Source organism: Hydrogenophaga sp. LT287, from assembly GCF_055702805.1.
Genome location: NZ_JBVPZC010000008.1, coordinates 80,491 through 99,289, shown reverse-complemented (window position 1 = coordinate 99,289; position 18,799 = coordinate 80,491). Strand labels below are relative to the sequence as shown.

General features: G+C 64.9%; 14 protein-coding genes. 8 read left to right on the top strand and 6 right to left on the bottom strand.

The genetic code is table 11. The annotated features are described in order from the left end of the window. The first annotated feature begins 9 nt into the window (after positions 1–9). From AC0GNR_RS08875 to AC0GNR_RS08860, 4 genes are all read left to right on the top strand, one after another. The gene (locus tag AC0GNR_RS08875) at positions 10–534 is read left to right on the top strand and encodes a hypothetical protein (RefSeq protein WP_472900593.1); all 525 of its coding nucleotides are present in this window, start codon (positions 10–12) and stop codon (positions 532–534) included. Between the two features lie 55 nt (positions 535–589). Next, positions 590–1,408, top strand: a complete 819-nt coding sequence (locus tag AC0GNR_RS08870; RefSeq protein WP_472900592.1) for a MipA/OmpV family protein — start codon at positions 590–592, stop codon at positions 1,406–1,408. Positions 1,409–1,517: 109 nt separating this feature from the next. Beyond that, positions 1,518–4,586, top strand: a complete 3,069-nt coding sequence (locus AC0GNR_RS08865; RefSeq protein ID WP_472900591.1) for a type ISP restriction/modification enzyme — start codon at positions 1,518–1,520, stop codon at positions 4,584–4,586. After that, a complete protein-coding gene (locus AC0GNR_RS08860; protein ID WP_472900590.1) occupies positions 4,583–5,395 on the top strand; it encodes a DUF3800 domain-containing protein in 813 nt (270 codons plus the stop codon). The genes AC0GNR_RS08865 and AC0GNR_RS08860 overlap by 4 nt, the downstream gene beginning before the upstream one ends. A 465-nt stretch (positions 5,396–5,860) precedes the next feature. Here the strand turns inward: AC0GNR_RS08860 and uvrA are convergent, their stop codons facing one another. The 3 genes from uvrA to AC0GNR_RS08845 form a co-directional block, all read right to left on the bottom strand. Continuing rightward, on the bottom strand, positions 5,861–8,842 hold the full coding sequence (gene uvrA / locus AC0GNR_RS08855) for an excinuclease ABC subunit UvrA (protein ID WP_472900632.1): 2,982 nt from the start codon (positions 8,840–8,842) through the stop codon (positions 5,861–5,863). A gap of 255 nt (positions 8,843–9,097) precedes the next feature. Next, entirely contained in the window at positions 9,098–10,015 is a 918-nt protein-coding gene (locus AC0GNR_RS08850) for a universal stress protein (protein ID WP_472900589.1), read from the bottom strand. Next, positions 9,999–10,400, bottom strand: coding sequence for a GreA/GreB family elongation factor (locus AC0GNR_RS08845; RefSeq protein ID WP_472900588.1), 402 nt, complete (start codon positions 10,398–10,400; stop codon positions 9,999–10,001). Before AC0GNR_RS08845 ends, AC0GNR_RS08850 begins: the two co-directional genes overlap by 17 nt. Before the next feature lie 511 nt (positions 10,401–10,911). Here AC0GNR_RS08845 and AC0GNR_RS08840 point away from each other — a divergent pair. After that, positions 10,912–12,126 (top strand): MFS transporter, encoded by a 1,215-nt coding sequence (locus AC0GNR_RS08840; protein ID WP_472900631.1) that lies wholly within the window; start codon positions 10,912–10,914, stop codon positions 12,124–12,126. Here AC0GNR_RS08840 and AC0GNR_RS08835 read toward each other — a convergent pair. Continuing rightward, a complete protein-coding gene (locus tag AC0GNR_RS08835; protein WP_472900587.1) occupies positions 12,112–13,497 on the bottom strand; it encodes a chloride channel protein in 1,386 nt (461 codons plus the stop codon). The two genes, AC0GNR_RS08840 and AC0GNR_RS08835, sit on opposite strands and share 15 nt — an antisense overlap. 146 nt (positions 13,498–13,643) lie before the next feature. Between AC0GNR_RS08835 and ssb the strand changes: the two genes are divergently transcribed. The 3 genes from ssb to AC0GNR_RS08820 all read left to right on the top strand — a co-directional run bounded on the left by ssb (position 13,644) and on the right by AC0GNR_RS08820 (position 16,229). Beyond that, positions 13,644–14,147 (top strand): single-stranded DNA-binding protein, encoded by a 504-nt coding sequence (gene ssb / locus AC0GNR_RS08830; RefSeq protein ID WP_472900586.1) that lies wholly within the window; start codon positions 13,644–13,646, stop codon positions 14,145–14,147. Positions 14,148–14,358: 211 nt separating this feature from the next. Beyond that, positions 14,359–14,715 (top strand): HPF/RaiA family ribosome-associated protein, encoded by a 357-nt coding sequence (locus AC0GNR_RS08825; protein ID WP_472900585.1) that lies wholly within the window; start codon positions 14,359–14,361, stop codon positions 14,713–14,715. 170 nt (positions 14,716–14,885) lie between these two features. Continuing rightward, a complete protein-coding gene (locus tag AC0GNR_RS08820) occupies positions 14,886–16,229 on the top strand; it encodes a DUF3422 family protein (protein ID WP_472900584.1) in 1,344 nt (447 codons plus the stop codon). A gap of 25 nt (positions 16,230–16,254) precedes the next feature. Here the strand turns inward: AC0GNR_RS08820 and mnmA are convergent, their stop codons facing one another. Together mnmA and AC0GNR_RS08810 are read right to left on the bottom strand one after the other, a co-directional pair. Then, positions 16,255–17,373, bottom strand: a complete 1,119-nt coding sequence (mnmA, locus tag AC0GNR_RS08815; protein ID WP_472900583.1) for a tRNA 2-thiouridine(34) synthase MnmA — start codon at positions 17,371–17,373, stop codon at positions 16,255–16,257. Positions 17,374–17,437: 64 nt separating this feature from the next. Next, a complete protein-coding gene (locus AC0GNR_RS08810) occupies positions 17,438–18,697 on the bottom strand; it encodes an FAD-dependent oxidoreductase (protein WP_472900582.1) in 1,260 nt (419 codons plus the stop codon). Positions 18,698–18,799: the final 102 nt, after the last annotated feature.

Genomic DNA, 18,799 nt, shown 5'->3' with positions numbered 1-18,799 from the left:
ATCCGCACCGTGACCCCTGTGAATTTTTCTTCGCGTGCCGCGCGCCGTGCCCTGGGCCTGGGTGTGCTGCTGGCTTCTCTTGCGTTTTCTGCCGCCGCTGAAAAGCCCGAATGGGCTGGCAAACCCGGCCATGGCGGTAAGCCAGACACCCAGCGCCAGGTGAGCCAAGCCCCGCGCCTGGCGGCCTCGTCGTCGGGCATTTCCGTCAACGTGCAGATCGGCGGCTACTTTGGCGAACCCCAGCGCCAGGCGGTGCGCGACTATTACCAACCGCGTTTCAAGGCCGGCAAGTGCCCACCCGGGCTGGCCAAAAAAGGCAACGGCTGCATGCCGCCAGGCCAGGCAAAAAAATGGCGCGTGGGCCGCCCGCTGCCGTCCGATGTGATCTACCACCCCTTGCCCAGCGGTATTTCGGTGCAGATCGGTTTGCCTCCCGCAGGCCACAAATACGTGCGCGTAGCAGCCGACATCCTGCTCATCGCCATCGGCACCGGCATGGTGATCGACGCCATCGAAGACCTGAACGGTTTGTAAGGCGGCTGCGGGCGACCGGGTACCTTGCGCGGGGCTCGGCCCGTATCATGTGGCCATGTCCCATGCCCGCTTGACCCTTTGCCTGCCGTTGGCCCTGTGGGCCGGCGCCTCGGTGCAGGCCGCAGACCCTGTGGCGCTCGATGCCAGCCGCGACTACCTGGTAGGTGCCTCGCTCGCCTCGTCGGCTGGACACCTTGGCGAAACCGAGCAGCGCCTGAGCCTGCGGCCCCTGTGGGCGTTTCAGCTCGGTCGCTTCCGCTTTGCCACGGCGCGCGCCAGCAGCTTGCTGAGCGTGGGCCGCGAAACTGTGGACCCTGGTCTCAGCACCGTGCTGACCACCGCCAACGGCTGGCGCCTCAGCACCTCACTGCAGTATGACGAGGGCCGCGAGTCGGGCACCGACCCGCTGCTGGCGGGCCTGCCCGACGTGTGCGACACCCTGCGCGGCCGCGCCTCTGCCAGCCTGGCCCTGGGGCCGCGCTGGAGCGGGTCCGTCAGCGGCTCACAAGATCTGCTGGGCCGCGACGGCGGTTTCTACCTCAACACCGGGGTGAACTACCGCTACCCCGTGTCCGAACAAACCTACTGGGACCTGGGCCTGGGCGCAGTGTGGGGCACCGACACCTACCGCCAAACGCACTACGGCATATCGCCAGCCGCCGCCCTGGCCACGGGCCGCACCGCCTATGCTTTGGGCGCTGGCTGGGAGCGCTTGTCATTGGGTGTGAGCATGACCACCGCGCTCAACCGGCGCTGGGTCGCCTTTGGCGGCCTGAGCCTGTCGCAGTTGCAGGGCGCTACCGCGCGCAGCCCGCTGGTGGGCCGCAAAACGGTGTACGGCGCCACGCTGGGCCTGGCTTACCGCAACAATTGATGCGGCAGGCGCAAGCCCGCCGCCGAGCTGGCACAGAAGCTCAAATGAGCGCCCCGCATAATCCGGGCAAGCCCACGCCACCGCAGCGCAAGGCCAACCCAGGGAACCCATGAGCCAGCTCCTCATCAACGACTACCTCAAGCAGCTCGATCTCATCAAGAAGGTCAGCGGCAGCCAGCGCGAGACCATCGTGCGCGAAGCGTTCAAGGATTTGCTCAAGGCCTGGGGCCGGCAACACGATCTGGTGTTCCTGGCCGAATACCCCGTCAAGACCGCCACCAAAACCAACATCGCGGTGGACGGAGCGTTGCTCCACGAACTGCGCATGCCGCTGGGCTACTGGGAAGCCAAAGACGCTGACGACGACCTCACCGAAGAGATCGCCAAAAAATTCAAAAAAGGTTACCCGCAAGACAACATCGTCTTCAGCGACGACACCACCTTCGTGCTCATCCAGCACCGGCAAGAGGTGATGCGCTGCGACGTGGCCGACACCGCCGCGCTGGAAAAACTGCTCAAGCTCTTCTTCAGCTTCGAGCGTCCCGAAATCGCCGGTTTCCGCGCTGCGGTGGAACAGTTCAAAACCGACCTGCCTGCCGTGCTCGACGCGCTGCGCCAGATGATCGAAGCCGCGCACGACAGCAACCCGAGCTTCCGCACGGCGGAAGAAAAATTCCTCGTGCACGCGCAAGAGGCCATCAACCCCGCGTTGACGGACGCCGACGTGCGCGAGATGCTGATCCAGCACATCCTGACCGAAGAAATCTTCGCCAAGGTGTTTGACGACAGCGACTTCCACCAGCACAACAACGTGGCCCGTGAGCTCTATGCGCTGGAGGGCGCGTTCTTCACCGGCGCGCTCAAGCGCCAGACGCTCAAGGGCCTGGAGTCATACTACGCCGCCATCCGCGCCGCCGCTGCGCAAATTGGCAGCCACGGCGAGAAGCAGACCTTTCTCAAAGTTATCTACGAAAACTTCTACAAGGTCTACAACACCAAGGCCGCCGACCGCCTGGGCGTGGTCTACACACCCAATGAAATCGTGCGCTTCATGATCGACGGTGCCGATTGGTTGTGTGAGCAACACTTCGGCAAAAACCTCATTGACAAGGACGTCGACATCCTCGACCCCGCCACCGGCACGGGCACCTACATCTGCGAACTGCTCGAGCACTTTCGCGGCCAGCCCAAAAAGCTGGAGCAGAAGTACAAACACGAGCTGCACGCCAACGAGGTCGCCATCCTCCCGTACTACGTGGCCAACCTCAACATCGAAGCCACCTACGCCGCCATCACCGGCCAGTACGCCGAGTTCCCCAACCTGTGTTTCGTGGACACGCTGGACAACGTGGGCCTGCACACCGCCCAACGCGGCAGCGTGCAAGACCTGTTTGGCAGCGTGAGTGAAGAAAACGTGGCCCGCATCAAGCGGCAAAACAGCCGCCGCATCAGCGTCGTCATCGGCAACCCGCCGTACAACGCCAACCAGGCCAACGAAAACGACAACAACAAGAACCGCGAATACCCGGACATCGACCGCCGCATCAAAGCCACCTACATCGCCGAGAGCACCGCGCAGAAGACCAAGCTCTACGACATGTACGCCCGCTTCTTCCGCTGGGCCAGCGACCGGCTCGACGCGAACGGCATCCTCGCTTTTGTGACCAACCGCAGTTTTATTGAGAGCCGCACCTTTGATGGTTTCCGCAAGACGGTGGCCGCCGAGTTCAGCGACATCTACGTGGTGGACCTGGGTGGCGATGTGCGGGCCAACCCCAAGCTCAGCGGCACCAAACACAACGTCTTCGGCATCCAGACCGGCGTGGCCATCAGCTTCATGGTCAAGCGCCTGGCCGCCACCAAAGAGAAGCGGCCCGCCCGCGTGTACTACGTGCGCCGCCCCGAGCTGGAAACCGCCGAAGAAAAGCTCGCCTTCATCGCCAGCCACCCCATGCGCGCGCTGCCGTTTGACGAGGTGTCGCCCGACAAGAACGCCAACTGGGTGAACTTGACAAACAACGACTTTGAAACGCTGCTGCCGCTGACGAGCAAGGAGACCAAGGCGGCAAAGACGGCGGCGAAGGAGCGGGCGATTTTCAGAACCTTCTCGCTTGGAGTTTCTACGAACCGGGATGAGTGGGTCACTGATCTATCGAATGTCAGTCTTGGGAAGAAGGTAGAGGCTCTGTTGTCTCGCTTGAATACGGACGTTTCAAAGAACGCAATCAAGTGGTCGAGAAATTTGAAGAGGCGTGTATTGCAGGGGCGGACGGAGGACTTCGACACCGCCCGAATTCGACCAATGTATCGGCGCCCGTTTCTGCGGGAATGGTTCTATGACTCAGGTGTTTTGGTGGATGAACGTGGTGCTGCGCCTGACATTTTTCCCCTTGGGCGCGGGACTGAATACATTGCCTTTCATGGCATCTCATCGCACAACGAGTTGTGCGCTCTCGCCCATACAGAAATTCCCGACCTGAATCTATTGAAGCGGGGCAATGGGGGAACATATTACGTTCCTCTCACCGTGGGCGCCTCTGCGACAGACAGAGCAGACAACATCACCGACTGGGCACTCAAACAGTTCGCCACCCACTACGCCGCCGAAACCGGCAAAGGCAAGGGCGCCCGCAAGATCACCAAAGAAGCCATCTTTCACTACTGCTACGCGGTCTTGCACGACCCGCTGTACCGCGAGAAGTACGCCCAGAACCTCAAGCGCGAATTTCCGCGCATCCCCTTCTACGCGGGCTTCTGGCAGTGGGCCGCGTGGGGCGAGCAGCTCATGGCGCTGCACATCGGCTATGAAGCGGTGGCGCCCTTCGCCCTGACCCGGCACGACGAACCCGACGCACGAGCCCGCGCAGCCGGCCAGGCCCCGAAAGCTCTGCTTAAGTCCGACCCGGCCGCAGGCAGCATCGCGCTGGACAGCGAAACCACCCTGCGCGGCGTGCCACCGCAAGCCTGGGCCTACAAACTCGGCAACCGCTGCGCCATCGACTGGGTGCTCGACCAGCACAAAGAAAAGAAACCGAAAGACCCGACCATCCGTGAACGCTTCAACACCTACCGCTTCGCCGACCACAAGGAAAAGGTGGTGGACCTGCTGGCCCGCGTGACCACCGTGAGCGTGGAGACGTTGAAGATCACCGAAGCGATGAAGGCGGTGGCGCGGTGAGCGAGGCAGAACCGACCCAGCGTCACTACTTTGTGGACGAGGCCGGTGACCCCGTGCTGTTCGATGCTCGTGGAAACGCCATGCCGGGGCAGGATGGCTGTTCCAAAAATTTCATTCTGGGCGTACTGGACGTACCGGACCCGGTTTCGCTGGCTGCAGAGTTGGAGGCATTGCGAGCGCAGCTGCTGGCGGACCCGTATTTCCATGGCGTGCCATCCATGCAGCCGGAACGCAGAAAGACCGCGTGGGCGTTTCATGCCAAGGACGACCTGCCCGAGGTACGGCGAGAGGTGTTTCGGGTGCTGATGGCGCACGAGGTGCGTTTCTTTGCCGTGGTCCGGGACAAGGCCCGTGTGCTGGACTATGTGCGCCAGCGCAATCGCAACGATGTGGCTTACCGGTATCGCCCGAACGAGTTGTACGACTCGATGGTTTCGAGGCTTTTCAAGGACCGGCTACATCTGACGCCCGAGGTGAATGTGTGTTTTGCGGAGCGTGGCAAGTCGGACCGCAGCGCTGCATTGGCGGCGGCGCTTGAAACCGCCCGGCAGCGCTTCAATGCGAAGTGGCAGCGCAGCACGCAGACTGTGATACGAGCCCGAGAGTCATCTCCTGCGCGCGATGTGCCGCTGCAGGCGGCGGACTATTTTCTGTGGGCACTTCAACGCCACTACGAGCGCCAGGAGTCGCGTTACCTGGATTCGGTGTGGTCCAAGGTCGGGCTCGTTCACGCTGTGGACGAAACCGATGTGGCGCCGTACGGCGTGTACTACACCAAGAAAAAGCCGCTGACCAAGGTCAGCGGCTGAATGGGCGTCGGGGGTATAGGTGTCAGGCACCTAGGCCTGAATCACACACGGCATGGAGCCGAATTTCGCCCCCGAACAGACATAATTGTACACAGGCAAAGTACCTGATATCAACAGGTTGTTCACATTACGGTCCCACGAATGAAGCCTTCAGCTGTCCTTGGGGCTAGCAGCAGTACCTGAACGCCTAAGCTGTCGGTATGAGGCCTGTGCTTGCGTGGACTGTTTGAGCAAGAGAAGCCGCAGCACAGTGGGTGTGCAACTTTGTTCTCAAATAAGCTCCAAATGAAGCCATTTTGAGAACGGCGTCAACAGCTGTCGTGTGGGATCAGGTTCAGACAATATCCAGACAATTCAAAACAAAAAAGTCGTTGTAAAACAAAGGTTCGAATTGGATATTGGTGTCGAAAAGCCGATCTTTCAGCCAATCCAATCCAATCCAATCCAAAGCGAGTGCGCTGGAGCTCAGCGCCCCAGCAACCGCGCCAGATACCGCCCGGTGTAGCTGCCCTCATGCGCGGCAATGTCTTCCGGTGTACCCTGCGCCAGCACCATGCCACCGCCCGAGCCGCCCTCGGGCCCCATGTCGATCAGCCAGTCGGCGGTCTTGATCACGTCCAGGTTGTGCTCGATCACCACAATGGTGTTACCCGCATCGCGCAGCTGGTGCAGCACTTTCAGCAGCAGTTCAATGTCGGCAAAGTGCAGGCCGGTGGTGGGCTCGTCCAGGATGTACAGCGTGCGCCCGGTGTCGCGTTTGCTCAGCTCCAGCGCCAGCTTGACGCGCTGCGCCTCGCCGCCGCTGAGGGTGGTCGCGCTCTGGCCGAGCTGGATGTAGGTCAGGCCCACGTCCATCAGGGTTTGCAGCTTGCGGTGCAGCGTGGGCACGGCGCCAAAGAAGGCGTGGGCCTGCTCCACCGTCATGTCCAGAATTTGGGCAATGTTTTTGCCCTTGTACTGCACGTCCAGCGTTTCGCGGTTGTAGCGCTTGCCGTGGCAGACCTCGCAGGGCACATACACGTCGGGCAAAAAGTGCATTTCCACTTTCACCACACCGTCGCCCTGGCAGGCTTCGCATCGGCCCCCGGCCACGTTGAAACTGAAGCGGCCCGGGCCGTAGCCGCGTTCGCGGGCGGTGGGCACCTCGGCCATGAGTTCGCGGATGCCGGTGAACAAGCCCGTGTAGGTAGCCGGGTTGCTGCGCGGCGTGCGGCCAATGGGGCTTTGGTCGACGTTGATGACCTTGTCGAAATGCTCAATGCCTTCAATGGCTTCGTGGGCGGCGGGCTCCTCATGGGAGCGGTACAGCGTGCGCGAGACGGCCGCAAATAGCGTGTCGTTCACCAGCGTGGACTTGCCCGAACCGGACACGCCGGTGACGCAGGTGAGCAGGCCCACGGGGAACGCCACACTCACGCCCTTGAGGTTGTGACCGGTGGCGTTGATCACGCGAATTTCTTGCAGGTCGCCCAGGGAAGCGATGTGTGCGGCCTCGCGCGCGCTGCGGCGTTCGGCTGCGGGGCTCATGGGAAAGCGTGACTTGATCGGCGCTGCCACTTTGGTTTTCACCACCGGCAGCCAGGGCGTGCGCTGGGCGGGCACGGCAATGGCGCGCGCGCCGCTGAGGTACTGGCCGGTGAGCGAGCCCGGCGTGGCCATCACTTCAGCGCAGGTGCCTTGCGCCATCACGCGCCCACCGTGCACGCCCGCGCCCGGCCCCATGTCGATCACATGGTCGGCGGCGTGCATCATGTCTTCGTCGTGTTCCACCACCAGCACCGTGTTGCCCAGGTCTCGCAGGTGTTGCAGGGTGGCAATCAGGCGGTCGTTGTCGCGCTGGTGCAGGCCAATGCTGGGCTCGTCCAGCACATACATCACCCCGGTCAGGCCGCTGCCGATCTGGCTCGCCAGGCGGATGCGCTGGGCCTCACCGCCGCTCAGCGTGTCGGCGCTGCGGTCCAGGCTCAGGTAGTTCAGGCCCACGTCGTTCAAAAACTTCAGCCGCTGGCGGATCTCGTTGATCACCCGCGCCGCAATGTCGCCCTTGGCGCCGGGCAGGTGCAGCTTTTGAAAGTACGCCAGCGACTCGCCCAGCGTGATGTGGCTGATTTTGTAGATGGGCTGCTTGAGCTCGCCTTCGCCCACGAACACGTGGCGCGCTTCTTTGCGCAGGCGCGAGCCGCCGCAGTCGGGGCAGGGCTGGGTGGCGCGGTAGCGCGACAGTTCTTCGCGCACGGCGGGGCTGTCGGTTTCACGGTAGCGCCGCTCAAAGTTGCGGATGATGCCTTCGAACGGGTGCTTTTTGCTGATCTTCCTGCCGGCTTTTTCGCCCGACTCCAGCGCGTAGCTGAACTTGATCTCGTCCAGTCCAGAGCCATACAACAGCACCTGCTGTACCGCTTCGGGCAAGCTCTCCCAGGCCGCCTCGGCGTCAAAGCCGTAGTGCGCCGCCAGGCTCTCGATCATGGCGAAGTAGTAACCGTTGCGCCGGTCCCAGCCCTTGATGGCGCCACTGGCCAGGCTCAGCGTGGGGAAGGCCACCACGCGGGTCGGGTCAAACACCTCGGTGTGGCCCAGGCCGTCGCAGGTGGGGCAGGCGCCCATGGGCGAGTTGAAGGAAAACAGGCGCGGCTCCAGCTCGCCCACGGTGTAGCTGCACACCGGGCAGGCGAACTTGGCCGAAAAACCGTGCTCCGCGCCGCCGTCCATTTCCAGCGCAATGGCCTTGCCGTCGGCCAGGCGCAGCGCCGCTTCAAAGCTTTCGGCCAGGCGCTGGCGTTGTGGGTTGGTGGTTTCTTCTTCTGCCGAACGCACCTTGATGCGGTCGATCACCACGTCGATGTTGTGCTTCTCGGTCTTCTTCAGCGCGGGCAGGGCTTCGGCCTCCACCACGGCGCCGTTGAGCCGAAAACGCACATAGCCCTGGGCCTGCATGTCGGCAAAGAGTTCGGTGAATTCACCTTTTTTCTCGCGTGCCACCGGCGCCAGAATCATCAGCCGTGTGCCTTCGGGCAGGGCCAGCACCGTGTCCACCATCTGCGCCACGCTTTGCGCCGCCAGCGGCAGGTCGTGCTCCGGGCAGTAGGGCGTGCCGGCGCGGGCATACAGCAGGCGCAGGTAGTCGTGGATCTCGGTCACCGTGCCCACGGTGGAGCGCGGGTTGTGGCTGGTGGCCTTCTGCTCGATGGCAATGGCCGGCGACAGGCCTTCGATCAGGTCCACGTCGGGCTTGTCCATCAGCTGCAAAAACTGCCGAGCGTAAGCGCTCAGGCTTTCCACATAGCGGCGCTGGCCCTCGGCGTACAGCGTGTCAAACGCCAGGCTGGACTTGCCCGACCCGGAGAGCCCGGTGATCACCACCAGCGCGTGCTTGGGGATGTCGAGGTCGATGTTTTTCAGGTTGTGCGTGCGCGCACCGCGCACCGACAGCAGCGCGGCCGAGCGCATGGCCGCTGCGTGGGCGGGCGACGGCACCGGCGGTGCCGCTGACGGCGTGTCCAAGAGCGAGGGGGGCAGAATCTGGTTCAAAGCGGTGCACCAGCGCGGGTTCTGGCGTCAAAAAGGCAACCCGACATGATAAGGCGCCATGCGCTTTTTCACAGGGCTCGCGGGCCTTCGCGCTGTGCCGCACGAGCCTTTCCCGCCGCCAGTGCCGCGTTTAGGCCGCGCCTGTGGGCGCCGCGGGCGCCTTGTGGGCTGCTTTCAGCCCGTGGCGGCGGCGTGGTGCAGCGTCGAGACCAACACGTCACCCGCCGACTGGTTCAAAACCCGCTGGCCCTTGGAGCGTTGCAGGACGTCCCGCATGAGCGAGGCGTCTCGCTTGCCGATGACCGTCAGGTTGATCCCCCGCGCGCTTTGAAGGGACACCAGCTCGCGGGCCGGCTCTCCATAGGCCACAAAAATGTCGGCGGCCTGTCCGGGGGGCACGTGTTGGTCGATCACCTCGCGCAGATAGACCTGCGCGAGCTGGCGTTCGGCGGCACGTCGCTCGTCCAACGACAGCGCCGGTTGTGCGCGGTCCGTGGCTGCGCTGGGGCGCATCACCTGGTTGTCCAGGGCGTGAAAGACGGACATTCTGGTGCTTTGCCCTCCCAGCAGCCCCCAGGTCAGCAGGTGTTCTGATCCCGCTTTCAGGTCGAGCGCCACCAGGGTGTGGCGGTAAGGTTCGGTGGCGGGCCCCTTGACCACCAGCACCGGGCAGCGGCTCGCACGCAGCAGTTGATCGATGACCGAACGCTTGACCAACCCGTCCAGCTTGCCGCACAGGCTGTGGTGCATCACCAGCAGGTCCGCACCCACGGCCGCCGCCTTCACGCTTTTCAGCGTGGCGTCTGCGTTGTCGGCGGGTTCAATCACGATGTTGTGCTGGCGGCCCAAGGCCCGGCAGCGCTGCACCAGGCGGGCCTGGGGATCGGGGTAATGGCTTTTGCCGCCACCCGCAAAGTACACCAGGCGCAGCGGTGCGCGGTGCTGGGCGGCCAGCAGCGCCGCCCGCGACAGCGCCCGTTCGGATTCCACGGACAAGTCTGTGATGGCGACGATCAAGCCCAGCGCCGCCGGCTCGGTGGTCGTGTCACCCGCCAGCGCCATGGGCGAGGGGTGTTCAGGTTGTGAAGTCACCACTGGCCTCCGGCTGAAACAGGATGCTGACGATGTCGGCCTCGCAGACGTCACCGTTGGGCGTGCACCAGGACGCGGTGTCGCCCACGCGCAGGCCCAGCAGGCCCGCGCCCACCGGCGAGAGCACCGAAACAAAACCCGACACCGGTTCGGCGTCGGCCGGGTACACCGGTGTGAGCTGGCGGCGCAGACCGGTTCCCCGCATGCAAATTTCCACTTGCGAGTACATGGTGATCACATCACCGGGCACCTCGCGCGCGTTGACCAGGTCTGCGACCGGCAGGTGGTCGTCCAGCGCATCGGGCAGCAGACCGCCGTTGAGCTTGCACAGCCGGGTGAAATCCAATTGGGTGAGCGTGCGCCCCCCACCTTTGACTGCAGGCATAAAGCACTCCATCAAACGCGGCCGCTCCACCATCAAAAAGGAACGGCCGCAACAGCGCTGGGCAGGTGCCCGGCGATAGCGGTTGTGCGCAAAAGGGAAGGAGGTGTATCGCCGGGCTTAGGAATGTGCGGCCGGCTTATGCAAGCCGTGCGGGCGCATGGCTGCGCCCTTCCTGACGTGGTGTGCCCGGGCCTCAGCCAGGGTCGTCAGGAAGCCAATACAGGTGTTTGGCTGGGAATGCATGGCCGCAGTGTACGGCTTCTGGGCACCGGCCGTGCGTGGCCACCGCGGTGTCCAGCGGAGATGGTTGGCCCTTGGCCTGCCGGGGCGCCTGTAGACACCGGGCGGAGCGCCAGCTGCGCCGCCTTGGCGCACAATATTGGTCTTTGCCAAACACCCCCCGGTATGGCCCAGGCATTGCCTGCGGGTCGCCGGCCTTCACACCGTGTCGCTTTCGCCCGCCGCTCATTCCCCCGATTCTCCCGCTCCGGCCGATGACGCAGCCACCCGCATGACGGGGGCCGAGCGGCGCGCCAGCGCCTCGCTGGCGGCCATTTTTGCGTTGCGCATGCTGGGGCTGTTTCTGGTGTTGCCGGTGTTTGCGCTGGAAGCTTCGCGCCTGCCCGGTGGCGACGACGCCGCCCGTGTGGGCCTGGCCATGGGCATGTACGGTCTCACGCAGGCGTTTTTGCAGATTCCGTTTGGCTTGGCGTCTGACCGCTTCGGGCGCAAGCCCACCATCGTGGCCGGCCTGCTGCTGTTTGCCCTGGGCAGCGGTATTGCGGCCTGGGCGCCCGATCTCACCTGGCTGACCATTGGGCGAGCCGTGCAGGGCGCCGGCGCCATTTCTGCTGCGGTCACCGCGTTTTTGGCCGACGTGACGCGCGACGGTGTGCGCACCAAGGCCATGGCCATGGTGGGTGCCAGCATTGCGCTCATGTTTGCGCTCTCGCTGGTGTTGGCGCCGCTGCTGGCCGCCGGCATTGGTTTGGCCGGTATTTTCACGCTCACAGGTGCGCTGGCGCTGGTCGGCATCGCGGTGGTGATCTGGGTGGCACCGCCCGAGCCGGTGGTGCACAAGCCGTCCGACATGCGCCAGGTGCGCAGTGGTCTGGGCGAAGCGCTGCGCCACCCCGGTTTGCTGCGCCTGAACCTGGGCGTTTTTGTGCTGCATGCCGTGCAGCTCGCCATGTGGATGGCGGTGCCCGCGCTGCTGGTGCAGGCCGGGCTGGCCAAGGTGAATCACTGGCAGGTGTATTTACCCGCTGTGGTGGCTTCGCTGGTGGTCATGGGCGGTGTGCTGTTTCCCATGGAGCGGCGCGGCAAGCTGCGCGGCGTGTTTCTGACGGCCATTGGCCTGATTGCGCTGGTGCAGCTGGGTCTGTGGTGGGTGGCCTCGGGCGGCGGCGGAGCTGCACCGGGTCTGTGGACGCTGGGCTTGCTGATGTTCGTGTTTTTCATCGGCTTCAACACCCTGGAAGCCAGCCAGCCCAGCCTGGCCTCGCGCCTGGCGCCAGCACACGCACGCGGTGCCGCGCTGGGCGTTTACAACACGCTGCAGTCGGTGGGTTTCTTTGTGGGCGGCGCGGTGGGCGGCTGGCTGGCCAGCGTGCACGGTGCCACCGGCCTGTTTGCGGTGTGTGGCGCGGCCATGCTGGTGTGGCTGGTGCTGGCCTGGCCCATGCGGGTGCCGGCGCCCAAGCCCAGCAGGTCAGCGCCCGCCTGAATTTTCGGGTGCGTCGGCGGACGCTTGCGGGGTTTTGTGCCCTTGCAGCGAGCGCATCATGAGGGTCGACATCGTGCTGTACAGTGGCCGGCTGATCATGCGCGACAGCAGGCTGGCCAGCAGCGCGCAGGCCATCAGGCTCAGTACCATGCTGTGACCGTCGGTCATTTCCATCACGATGATCATGGCGGTGATGGGCGTTTGCGTGACCGCCGCCAGAAAGCCGCACATGCCCAGCGCAATCAGGGCTGCGCCGTGCGGCGAGTCCAGCAGCCACGCCACGTCAGCACCCAGGCCGGCACCGATGGACAGGCTGGGGCCAAAAATACCGCCCGGCACACCGGCCCAGCCCGACAGCCAGGAGGCCACAAACTTCAACCCGGTGAACAGCAGCGGCTGGTGGGTCTCGGCGGCGGCGCCTGCGGCGGCCTGGTCCAGCAAGGTGTGTGTGTGCTGGTGCCCTACGCCCACGGCGGCGCCGTCGCTCACCACCGCAATCACGGCCACCGCAAACCCGCACAGGGCTGCAAACGTGACCGGGCGCTTGCGGCGGTAGGCACAAAAGCGGTCGGGCAGGCCGGTGAACGAGGCCAGCATCAGCCGCGACAACAACCCCCCCAGCAGCCCGCAACCGAGGGCCACCAAGGCGCCGGGCGCCAGCAGGCTCCACCACGACACCGATTCCGCCCGCACCCGGCCGAAATACGACAGGTTGCCAAACGCCGACACGGCCACCAGACCGGCCACCACAATCGCCGCCAGCATCAGGCCGCTGCTGCGCTCTTGCAGTCGGCGCGACAGCTCTTCGATGGCAAACACAATGCCGCCCAGCGGGGTGTTGAACGCCGCGGCAATGCCCGCGGCGCCACCGGCCACCAACAGTTCGCGGTCGCTGATGCCCGAACGCGGCGACAGCCAGCGCCGGGCGTGCAGCATCACCCCGGCGGCCACCTGCACCGAAGGCCCTTGCCGCCCGATGGACAAGCCTGCCAGCAACCCGCCCGACACCGCCAAAATTTTGGCGATGCTGAGCTTGAGTGAGATGAAGCGCGAGCGCTCGTGCAAGGGCGTTTCGGGCGCCAGTGCGGTCAGCAACTGCGGCACGCCCGAGCCGGCCGCGCCAGGCGCCCAGCGCCGAATGGTCCAGACCACGGCCGCGGTGAGCAGCGGCGTCCAGAGCAGAGGCGCCCACCAGGCGGCGCTGCGCAGGCTCTGGTACAGACCAAACGCCGCGTCTGCCAGCAAGGTGAAGCCCACCACCGCCAAGCCGGCCAGCACCGCGTAGGCCATCACGACGACCCGGTCCATCCACTGCCGCCCGTCGCCCATTTCGGTGCGCAGGTTGTGCAGGAAGTCCGGTTCGCCTTTCATGGATGCGAAGTGTAGGCGCTGCCCGCCGGGTGGTGGCAGTCGGCGGGTGGCGTATTGGGCGGCTGCGGTACTTGCGGCACAATGTCTGACCCAATCGCGGCCCGGGTTTCCTGCGCCGCCCGCATTTTTCTTCAGGGCAACACACCATGGCATCCGTCAACAAAGTCATCCTCGTCGGCAACTGCGGCCGCGATCCCGAAATCCGCTACCTGCCCTCGGGTCAGGCCGTGGCCAATGTCAGCGTGGCCACCTCCAGCCGCCGCAAAGACAAAAACAGCGGCGAGACCATCGAAGACACCCAGTGGCACCGCGTCACGTTCTATGACCGCCTGGCCGAAATCGCCGGCGAATACGTCAAAAAAGGCCGTCCGATTTACGTGGAAGGCCGCTTGAAATACGGCACCTATGTGGACAAAGCCACCGGCGTGGAAAAAAACACGGTGGACATCATTGCCACCGAATTGCAGTTGCTCGGCGGCCGCGAAGGCATGGGCGGTGCCGGTGAAGAAGGCGGCGGCGGTGGCGGTTATTCGCGCCCGGCCGCTGCGCCACGCCAGGCCGCGCCCGCACCCCGTCCGCCAGCGCCAGCGCCCGCACCGGCCCGCCAGTCCAGCGGTTTTGACGACATGGACGACGACATTCCGTTTTAAATCCGACAAGCCCGACCGGCTCCCAGGCTTCAACCGCTCGAAGACGCGGTTGAAGCCCCGGTGTGCTTTTGCCAGCGATGCCTGAACCCGCCCACGGGCTGCGCAAGGAACCTCCAGGGGTGGAGCTGATCCATCGGTATCCGGTGTGTGGTTTCGTCCATGCACCCTCTTTCCCCGGCGCCAGCGCCGGACACCCCCAGAAAGGCAGAGCATGCAAGTTCAAGTCAATACCGACGATCACATCCACGGTGGCGAGTCCCTGGCCCAATGGGTCAATGACGAAGCCCTCAGCCGCCTGAGCCGGTTCCGCGACCACATCACCCGCCTGGAGGTGTTTCTTACCGATCTGGATGGCAGCAAGTCGGGCGTGAAGGACAAACGCTGCCGCCTTGAAGCCCGTGTGGCCAGCCGCCAGCCGGTCAGCGTCACGGCCGATGGCGACAAAATGGCCACCGCCTTCATGGACGCGGTGGACAAGCTGATTCGGGCGCTGGACACCGACCTGGGCCGTGTGAAAGACCGCAACGGTCGCGACACCATTCGCAACGCGGCCGACCAGGGCGACTGAGCACCCAAGCCGCAGCGGCCCGGAGCGCTGTCAGGCGCTGCCGGGCATTTTTTTGGGCGGTCGCACCCCGTGTGTGTTTGTGCCATCCCCCATCAGCGGACTGGGCAAGATGAAAATCGGTTGCCGGGTCCGGGGTGGGCGGGCAACGAACTGTCGGCACAATGCTGCCCATGGACACATCTTCCACCCCTGAACCCGGCCTGCTGCCCGACAACGACCCCCAGCGCGAGCTGCTGCACAACGAGGTACACGCGCGCCCGTCGGCACGCATCCGGCTGCCGGCCCTGATTGTGTTTGTGGCCGTGCTCAACGACGGCGTGACGCGCGAGCAAGAGGGCGATCACCTGCGCCGCCTGCCGGGCCTGGCGCAGCTGCCGCAGGAGCGTTTGCAGGGCAATTTTCTGCGGCTGCGCTTTGAAGAGCACACGCTCAAGTGGGAGCGCCACACCGAGTTCACCCGCTATTCCATCGTGCAGGAACTGCCCGAGGATGCGGGCCTGGGCAGCACCGACCCGGCGCTGCTGGACGCGCTGGTGACGCCGCCCGGCTGGCTGCGCGACATTCCTGGGCGCACGGTGGCAGCCATCAAGCTGGTGATGCTGCACGCCGACCTCCCCGAACAAACGCCCGCAGCGCAAGCTGCGCTCATGGACCCGGCGCAGCAGTGGTTTGGCGACCGCGCGGTGGTGGCCTCGCAGCTGGGGGGCGGGCATTCGTGGGCGCTGACCGACTTTGCCCTGCGCCCCTCGGGCTTTGAGCGCATGCTGGTGCTGGCGCCACCCGGCACCACCGAGACCCGCGCCGGGCGCATTTCGCAGCGCCTGCTGGAGCTGGAAACCTACCGCCTCATGGCGCTGCGGGGCTTGCCGGTGGCCAAGGCGCTGTCGCCCATGCTGGCCGACGCGGAAGCCCAGTTGGCCACCATCACCGCGCAGCTGGAAAACAAGTCAACCTCTGAGCAGGCGCTGCTGGACCAGCTGGTGTCGCTGGCGGCCAAGGTGGAGCGCGCCACCGCCGAAAACAACTACCGCTTTGCCGCCACGCGGGCTTACGACACGCTGGTCACCCAGCGCATCAGCGAACTCCGCGAAAAACCGATTCCCGGCACGCAGACCCTGGGTGAGTTCATGCAGCGCCGGCTTTCGCCGGCCATGGCCACCGTGGCGGCCACGGGGCAGCGCCTGGCCTCGTTGTCCGAACGCGTGTCGCGCACCAGCGCCTTGCTGCGCACGCGGGTGGACATCGTCACCGAAGCGCAAAACCAGCAGCTGCTGGAAAAGCTCACCAAAGGGCAAGAGCTGCAGCTGCGCCTGCAAAGCACGGTGGAAGGCCTGTCGATCGCGGCCATCTCGTATTACGTGGTGAGTTTGGTGCTGTACCTGGGCAAGGCGGGCAAGGCAGCAGGCCTGCCGATCCACCCCGAAATGCTCGCGGGCACCATGATTCCGCTGGTGCTGTGGGGCGTGTGGCGCACCACCAAGAAGATCCACGCCAAGCTGCACGCGCCGCACTGAGCGGCAGGCCGCCGCCTGGCTTGGCTCAGACGGCGGTGGCCGCGTCGGTGGTGATCACGCCGCCACCCAGGCAAATGTCACCGTCGTACACCACGGCGCTTTGGCCGGGTGTCACGGCCCATTGGGGTTCGGTGAAGCGCAGCGCAAAGCCGGTCTCGCCCTGGGCTTCAAACTGGCACGGCGCGTCGGCCTGGCGGTAGCGGGTTTTGGCAGCCAGCGCACCCGCTGCGGGTGGGTGGCCCGCCACCCAGCTCGCGTCTTGCGCGCGCAGCGCGGGGGACAGCAGCCACGGGTGGTCGTGGCCTTGCACCACCCACAGGGTGTTTTTTTCCATGTCTTTGCGCGCCACAAACCAGGGCGCGTGTTCGTTGCCCCCTTTTTGCGCGCCCTTTTCGCGCACACCGCCAATGCCCAGGCCCTGGCGCTGGCCCAGGGTGTAAAAGCTCAGCCCTACGTGCCGGCCCAGCACCCGGCCTTTTTCGTCCTTGATGGGGCCGGGCTCTTTGGCGATGTAGCGGTTTAGAAAGTCGCGAAACGGCCGCTCGCCGATGAAGCAGATGCCGGTGCTGTCTTTCTTTTTGGCGTTGGGCAGCCCAATTTCAGTCGCGATGCGGCGCACCTCGGTTTTGGGCAGCTCGCCCACCGGGAACAGGGTTTTGCTCAGTTGCGCCTGGTTCAGGCGGTGCAAAAAATAGCTCTGGTCTTTCAGCGGGTCCAGGCCCTTGAGCAGTTCAAACGCGCCGTTGCGTTCGCGCACGCGGGCGTAGTGTCCCGTGGCAATCTTCTCGGCGCCCAGGCGCATGGCATGGTCCAGAAAGGCCTTGAACTTGATCTCGGCGTTGCACAGGATGTCGGGGTTGGGCGTGCGCCCGGCCGAGTATTCGCGCAAAAACTCGGCGAACACGCGGTCTTTGTATTCGGCGGCGAAGTTGACGTGCTCAATTTCAATGCCCAGCACGTCGGCCACGCTGGCCGCGTCCACGAAGTCGATGTTGGACGAGCAAAACTCGCTGTTGTCGTCGTCTTCCCAGTTTTTCATGAAGATGCCGATGACCTCGTAACCCTGCTGTTTGAGCAGGTACGCGCTCACCGCAGAGTCCACACCGCCGCTTAAACCGACCACCACACGCTGTTTGTTTGCCATGAAGGGGATTATCCCCGCGGCGCTGCCAGAGCACCGCGCAGGCCGGGGCCAGTGCGCGGGGCTATCAGCCCAGCATGGCTTTCCACATGCCGTTGCCCCAGGCCACCGCTGCCGCGCCCGAGCGGGCGTTGTGTTCCGGGTCCACGCTGAACTTGAGTTTGGGCGCTTCGCCCGGCGCCACGGTGGACGACACGTTGATGTTGATCGCTTCTTTGTGCGTCACGTTGGCCCAGCAGATGCCCAGCGGCAGCTCGGTGGGGCCGTTGGCGGCGGTGGGTGTCTTGCCAGCGATGCGCTCGGCAATGGCTTCGGCCACCTGCTGGCCGCTGCCAAAAGCCACATGGCCGCTCTTGGGCAGGGGGGAACCCTGGGCATCGCCGATCACGTAGACCCGTTCGTCGGCCTGGCTCTGAAAGCTGGGCAGCTTGATCGCGGCCCAGCGCTCGCCCAGGCCGGCCTGGCGGATCAGCGCCGGCGCCCGCATCGGCAGGATCAGGTTGGCGTGCGCGAAAGGGATGTCGCCCGCCGAGGTGGCGAGCTGGCGCTTGCCCATGTCCACCGCGCGGATGTCGGTGTCGGGCAGGTACTCGATCTGGCTGGCGTACAGGCTTTTCATCCCGTTCAGGATGGGCTTGGCAATCGGTGCCGGCATCGGGGCCGGGTTGGCATCCAGCAGAATGATCTTGCCCTTGGTGCCGCGCTGCTTCATCTGCTCGGCGATCAGAAAGGCGCGCTCGTACGGTGCAGGCGGGCAGCGGTAGGGTGGCTTGGGTGCGCTGATGACGAAATTGCCGCCCTTCTCAAGGAATTCGTCGACCTGCTGGCGCACCGCCATCTGCTCAAACGCCCGGAAACCCACCGGCAGCTGGGCGCGGGCTGCGGCGTAGCCCTGGATGCTTTCTTCCATGTAGTCCACGCCCAGCGAGAGCACCAAAAAGTCGTACGGCACGCGTTGTGTGCCTGTGACCACCACGCGCTGGGTGCGGTCGATCTCCAGCACCCGCTCGCGCAAGCGGCGCGCGCCCAGCTGGTCCACCCGCGCATAGCTGCGCTGGAAGTCGCTCGCAGGCTGGTGGCCCGCAATGAAGTGTGCGCTCAATGGGCATGACATGAAGGCCTCGTTGGGTTCGATCAGCGTCACGTCAGCGGCGCCACTGGCCAGCAGCCCGCGCACCGCACCCAGGCCACCCCAGCCGCCACCGACCACCACCACGCGGGGCTTGGCTGCAGTGGACACGGCAGCGCAACCGGTGGCCAGCGCCGCGGCGCCCAAGGCGGTGGCTTGCAGGAACTGACGGCGGCGGGTTGGTGTGGTGGTGTGCATGGCACTCTCCTGAGGTTGTGTGTAATAAATACCCTGCTAGGTAGGGTTCATGCTAGGTAAAGAAACCTTGTTGCTCAAAGGGGTAAACCCTGCTTCGGCGGT

What these genes read in the sequence shown, in the direction of transcription:
- AC0GNR_RS08870 (WP_472900592.1), top strand. Translation starts at nt 590, where the DNA reads ATGTCCCATGCCCGCTTGACCCTTTGCCTGCCGTTGGCCCTGTGGGCC.
- AC0GNR_RS08865 (WP_472900591.1), top strand. Translation starts at nt 1,518, where the DNA reads ATGAGCCAGCTCCTCATCAACGACTACCTCAAGCAGCTCGATCTCATC.
- uvrA (WP_472900632.1), bottom strand. Translation starts at nt 8,842, where the DNA reads ATGCGCTCGGCCGCGCTGCTGTCGGTGCGCGGTGCGCGCACGCACAAC.
- AC0GNR_RS08845 (WP_472900588.1), bottom strand. Translation starts at nt 10,400, where the DNA reads ATGCCTGCAGTCAAAGGTGGGGGGCGCACGCTCACCCAATTGGATTTC.
- AC0GNR_RS08840 (WP_472900631.1), top strand. Translation starts at nt 10,912, where the DNA reads ATGACGGGGGCCGAGCGGCGCGCCAGCGCCTCGCTGGCGGCCATTTTT.
- AC0GNR_RS08835 (WP_472900587.1), bottom strand. Translation starts at nt 13,497, where the DNA reads ATGAAAGGCGAACCGGACTTCCTGCACAACCTGCGCACCGAAATGGGC.
- ssb (WP_472900586.1), top strand. Translation starts at nt 13,644, where the DNA reads ATGGCATCCGTCAACAAAGTCATCCTCGTCGGCAACTGCGGCCGCGAT.
- AC0GNR_RS08825 (WP_472900585.1), top strand. Translation starts at nt 14,359, where the DNA reads ATGCAAGTTCAAGTCAATACCGACGATCACATCCACGGTGGCGAGTCC.
- AC0GNR_RS08820 (WP_472900584.1), top strand. Translation starts at nt 14,886, where the DNA reads ATGGACACATCTTCCACCCCTGAACCCGGCCTGCTGCCCGACAACGAC.
- mnmA (WP_472900583.1), bottom strand. Translation starts at nt 17,373, where the DNA reads ATGGCAAACAAACAGCGTGTGGTGGTCGGTTTAAGCGGCGGTGTGGAC.
- AC0GNR_RS08810 (WP_472900582.1), bottom strand. Translation starts at nt 18,697, where the DNA reads ATGCACACCACCACACCAACCCGCCGCCGTCAGTTCCTGCAAGCCACC.